This window comes from Nostoc sp. FACHB-190 (genome assembly GCF_014696905.1).
Classification (GTDB): domain Bacteria; phylum Cyanobacteriota; class Cyanobacteriia; order Cyanobacteriales; family Nostocaceae; genus Nostoc_B.
In genome coordinates this window covers 1-5,266 of the sequence record NZ_JACJQW010000098.1, presented here as the reverse complement: position 1 = coordinate 5,266, position 5,266 = coordinate 1, and the positions used below count along the sequence as shown (strand labels likewise).

Here is a 5,266-nt window from a genome sequence, read left to right as displayed (position 1 = left end):
GCGATCGCCAAAAAACAGGGTTAAAACAGTCAATATGAGTAGCAAATGAGTAGCAGATAATTGCAGAGATGCTCAAAAGCTTGATTTTAAAGGCGAAGGTGATACTTCCCAATAGTTATTGGGATACTGTTCGCCAATGCCGAATGGCTTCCAACTTGCCCAGTGCTGGGGTGTCCAATATTTCTTGGGTTGAGGTAACATAACTAAATATATAAGGCTTTTCAGTACTTGTTATGCCAAAATAATAATCTATGCCCAAGTCAACAAGCACCTAATTCTGAGCGTATCCAAAAGGTTTGATTAGCAACAAGGCTTATGGTTATTAGTTGATACCTTTTCTACGGTTCTTTACCTTTTTATTTCATTGTTTAGCATCACAAATCCTAAAGAAGAGCTTGTATAGAGCGATCGCTCTCAGAAATACTGCATGATTGTAGAGTGCGATCGCTCCAACTTGATCAAAATTAATAGTTTACTGATTGGTTGTATCTTGTTGTTGGCTTAACCAAGCTTCTAAATCTGCCACTGTGGCAAAATCTAATAATGCTTCTCCCAGAGATTCCAATTGTTCAATAGATAATCCTTGAATTTGCTTGATTAAAGATATATCGATTTCTCCCAACCGCCGATTTAACTGGCGCAGAATTAGTTGTTGTTCTCCCTGTTGTAAACCTTGTTCTAAACCTTCCTGTCTAGCGCGTTCTCTATCTTCCTGATACAGTGGTGCTAATCTCATCACTAACTCCCGATCATCTGTTTCGATATTCTGGTTAATTCGCAAATTTTGTTGCAGGCTATAGAGTAATTCTAGCGTCACTCTTTTGAATGGGTGAGTGATTGGGAGTGTGACTAATTCATCAATTGCTTGCTGCTGTACCTTACCACGTCCTAGTATTCTCAGCCATAGTGTTCCGGGAATAGATGGTAACTGATGAATTGCAACTATAGTTGTACGGAAATACTTGGGTAAAAAGTATACTCCATCTCCCCAATCTAATTTTAGTTGCCCACCATACCCAGAAATGATATTTTTGGAGGCTGTGGGTGTGAGTATCCACAGTTGAGGAATTTCTGTGTCTGGTATTTTAATTTTCTTGCGTTTTGCTTCTCGTTGGATTGCGCTTTTGATTTCTAATAATTTAGAGATACAATCGCCTATTTCGTCTATTGATGCGGGGTTGCGAAAGGGTTCAAAGATGGCTGGTGTTGTGGCCATTCTGCCTAATATTCCCAAGGTGGCTAAATTAGCTGTTTGGTTGGGAATTGGTGTGAACAACACGTCTATTTCTTTGACTTCGGCTGCGACTCGACTTGGTGCTTGAACTGTTCCGAATGGTTTGAGGAGTTCTTCTAGGTAGTCCTTGGAAAATTGATCATGAATGAATCTCGTCATTATTGAACTGATTTGTGCCGGATGATTTCTAGTATTTTACTAAAGTGATTGGCTAAAAGTAGCAATTTTAAATCAGTTTGATTAATGCAGTAAAATTAATCAAATTTCCCCGATTCCAACACAGATCAATACTGGTAAAGTTGCAAAAGAACAAGCATCTAGTATCAGCCAGGAGGAAAGTATTGTGAAAGCCGTCTTAATGACAGCAGCCGGTAGTCCCGAAGTCCTGCAATTACAGGAAGTACCAACCCCTAGTGTTCCTTTGGATAATACGCAACTTTTAGTCCGCTTGGTAGCGGCTGGGGTGAACCCGATTGATACGAAACTGCGTAAACGTGGCACTTTTTACCCTGATCAAATGCCGGCAATTTTAGGATGTGATGGTGCTGGTGTTGTGGAAGCGGTGGGTGCTGGTGTACAAAAGTTTCGTCCAGGGGATGCGGTGTTTTTCTGCTATGGTGGTTTAGGTGGACACCAAGGTAATTATGCAGAATATACGGTTGTCGATGAGCGATTTGTGGCGCGTAAACCTACATCTGTGTCTTTTGCGGAAGCCGCAGCCGCACCGTTGGTATTGATTACGGCTTGGGAAGCTTTATATGAACGGGGAAGATTGGAACCAGGGGAACGGGTGCTAATTCATGCTGGTGCTGGTGGTGTCGGACACGTAGCTATACAACTGGCGAAACTCAAGGGTGCGGCTGTTGCGACAACGGTGAGTACTCAGGAAAAGGCGGATTTTGTGCAGCAACTTGGCGCAGATTACCCGATATTTTACAAACAAACAGATTTTGTTCAAGCTACTTTAGATTGGACTGGTGGCGGAGGTGTAGATTTAGCGTTTGATACCGTTGGTGGTGAAACTTTTCAAAAAACCTTTCCGGCGGTGCGGGTGTATGGTGATATTGTGACGATTCTGGAACCTGATGCGAATACGGTGTGGAAAACGGCGCGGAATCGCAATCTCCGCATTGGGTTGGAATTGATGCTAACACCGATGTTGTTGGGACTGGATGAAAGTTTGCAACATCATGGGGAAATTTTGTCACAGTGCGCGACTTGGATGGAACAAGGGAAGCTGAAAATCCAGGTTAATCATCAGTTTCCGTTAAAAGATGCAGCAAAAGCCCATGAATTAATTGAAACTGGTGCGATCGCGGGTAAAATTGTGCTGCTGATTAGTGATGAATGATTGAATAAGTTATTTTTTCAACCTCAAGTTACGCGGAGGGAAACGCAGAGGTTCGCAAAGAAGTTACTCTGTGTGAATTTGCGTTTAACCGTTGTGTTCCTCTGCGTTTTATTTTTGAGCTTTTTTCTCCCCTCGCCTGTGTTAGCTGCACAAACGCAACTCGAACGCACACCCCTAACGCTGGAAATTTTACAAGAAAGAATAGGTAAACCAATACTCCGCGAAGGTAATTTAACTGTTGATTTGCGGCAAATGGTAATTGATTTGCGTCCAGAAAATAGCAGTTTTCGGGATGCTTTTTATCAGTTGCTACGGAAAGAATTACAAAAGGCTGGTGCGAAACCTTTGGGTTTAGATTTGAGTTATTCTGTAATTCAAGGTGATTTTATTGGCAGTGATTTGGGTTTACGTACACCTTTATATGCTCAGGCGATCGCACCAATTTTCACTGCTACTGAACAAGCACAATTAGAAAGTTTACGTCTGGTTTGTTTACAATCACTAGCTATTACTTTACCCAATTCTAAAGATTGTCGCTCACTCTTGGCAACTGATTCAAATACCTCTGGCGAAATTAATGTTTTTCGTGGCACTTTAACGATGGTAAATACGAGGTTTAATGGACAAGTTAATTTTCTGAATACTTTCTTTCTTCAGGCTGTCGATGCTCAAAATGCCATATTCTTACAATCAGCAAACTGGAGTGAAACTAGATTTAGTCGTTTGGTTAGCTTTATGAATGCCACTTTCCGCCAAGGAACTAATTTTCAAGGTGGGATTTTTTTTGATAACGTTAATTTTAAACAAGCCCAATTTCAAGAACTGGCTGATTTTCGTAGTAGTTTTTTTGTTCAATCTGCTAACTTTAATCAAGCTTTGTTTAAGCAGTTGGCTAAATTCACTAAAGTGCAATGGCAAGGTAATATTAATTTTGCAGATGTTCGCTTTGCTGGTCAAGCCCAATTTACCAAAGCCAACTTTAATCAGTTTCTGTTATTAACAGAGGCGACTTTTGAACAAGCTGTGAGTTTTCGGGAAGCCCAATTTAATCATCCTGTGAATTTACGCGGTGCTAGTATTCTCAATTTAGCAGATTTTAGTGATGCAATTTTTGCGAAAACTGCTTTTTTAAATGTGCCAGGATTGAGTTTTAATTCTAACCAAGCCAAAATCTTAGGAAATCTTGGTCAAATTGGCAAGAGGTTTTGTGTACTAAGTTTACAAGGTAATCAAAATGTTTTGCGGAATTTAAGCCAGAATTTTCGCCAGCAACAACAAATTGCTGATGCTAATCAATTAGAGTATCTCAAACAGCGACTTAGATTAATTGAGTTGAGTCAAAGGTTGTTAAGAACAAATATTAATAGTGCTGCAATAACTCAGTTGATAAATTTGGGTTTTTCCGCAACCCAAGCAGAAGAAATTATTAACCGTCGTCAGTTCAGAATATTTCGTAATAGTTCTGAGTTATTAACTTTAGCAGATATTGATTTAGAAACATATCATAAACTGAGCGATCACCTGAGTTTTGGTGAACCTCTAGCTTTAGGTGGATGGATATTACAAGCTTGGAGTTGGTTAGCTTTAAGTTTACTGCTATTACTAAGTGGTTATGGCACAAGTTTTTGGTTAGCTTTTGGTGTAGGTGGTGTAGCGATCGCGTATTTTGGGTTACTCTTTTGGTTAGTAGATCGTTGTCGTCGTCTTCATCCCATACCAATAGTTCCCACCTACTACGAAACTGTTGCGATATTGTTAGGTTTTAGTTGTATAGAATTTTTCAGTTTATTAGCTATATTCCGCAATGCCGAACAGCCTTGGCTAACCTTGGGATGTTTATTGATGATTATTATCCCAGTGCCAATCACTTTAATAATTCGATTATATCAACAAGGACGCTATCATGACTTAATGGATGTTTCTTACTTCACCGAAGATGGAACATTCCGCCAATTGCGATTATTAATTGGACGTTTACCAGTGATTCCCCGCAATCAAACATTTCGGGAAAGATATATGCCATTATTGAGCGATCGCCGTTGGAATTGGTTAAATTACTATGACTTTAGCCTGAATAATTTAGTGCGATTAGGATTTAATGATATTCGATTACGTGACCAACATTTACCAGGAATTATTGCTACCCTTGCTTGGTATCAATGGAGCTTGGGTGTACTTTATATTACCCTCATTTTGTGGACGCTTTCTCGTACAATTCCTGGATTAAATTTACTGATTTATCTAAAATAAACAATTTGATCTGCGTACTCATTCGTATCGCATTAGTGGTCTCGACTTCACTCAAATTAATGGCTTTGGCACTTTGACTGTCATGCAAGCTCGTCTCGGCGTTCCCAATGCCATCACTGCTGCTGCCCATAAATTGGCACGTATCTTTTATCGCCTTTGGACTTCTGGAGATACATTTATTGACGCTGGTATGGATACTTACGAACAACAGTATAAAGAACGGATACTCAAAAACCTCAACCTCAAGAAAAAAGCTCAAGCTTTTGGCTTAGAACTCATTCCTATTTCTGATCCCACGCAATGTGTTTCTTAAGAGTTAAGAGAAGAGAGAATAAAAACTAAAAAGCTCCTTAGTTGTAGAATTGTACTAAGGAGCTTTGAGTGTAAAAAGAGACCTGGCGCCGAGCAATTGTGGCAGGAGGCGACCCTCC

Annotated in this window: 5 protein-coding genes; 3 read left to right on the top strand and 2 right to left on the bottom strand. The window is 40.0% G+C overall.

Annotated elements, in window-relative coordinates; all coding sequences use genetic code 11:
• Window positions 1-72: 72 nt before the first annotated feature.
• A complete protein-coding gene (locus H6G28_RS37590; protein ID WP_277883290.1) occupies window positions 73-201 on the bottom strand; it encodes a hypothetical protein in 129 nt (42 codons plus the stop codon).
• A gap of 271 nt (window positions 202-472) precedes the next feature.
• Window positions 473-1,393, bottom strand: a complete 921-nt coding sequence (locus H6G28_RS36135; RefSeq protein WP_190678173.1) for a DUF4351 domain-containing protein — start codon at window positions 1,391-1,393, stop codon at window positions 473-475.
• 184 nt (window positions 1,394-1,577) lie between these two features.
• On the opposite strand from H6G28_RS36135, the gene H6G28_RS36130 reads away from it, so the two are divergent.
• The 3 genes from H6G28_RS36130 to H6G28_RS36120 all read left to right on the top strand — a co-directional run bounded on the left by H6G28_RS36130 (window position 1,578) and on the right by H6G28_RS36120 (window position 5,148).
• Window positions 1,578-2,585, top strand: a complete 1,008-nt coding sequence (locus tag H6G28_RS36130; RefSeq protein ID WP_190678170.1) for a zinc-dependent alcohol dehydrogenase family protein — start codon at window positions 1,578-1,580, stop codon at window positions 2,583-2,585.
• Window positions 2,586-4,835, top strand: a complete 2,250-nt coding sequence (locus H6G28_RS36125) for a pentapeptide repeat-containing protein (RefSeq protein ID WP_190678167.1) — start codon at window positions 2,586-2,588, stop codon at window positions 4,833-4,835.
• A gap of 82 nt (window positions 4,836-4,917) precedes the next feature.
• A complete protein-coding gene (locus tag H6G28_RS36120; RefSeq protein WP_190592343.1) occupies window positions 4,918-5,148 on the top strand; it encodes a hypothetical protein in 231 nt (76 codons plus the stop codon).
• Window positions 5,149-5,266 lie beyond the last annotated feature (118 nt).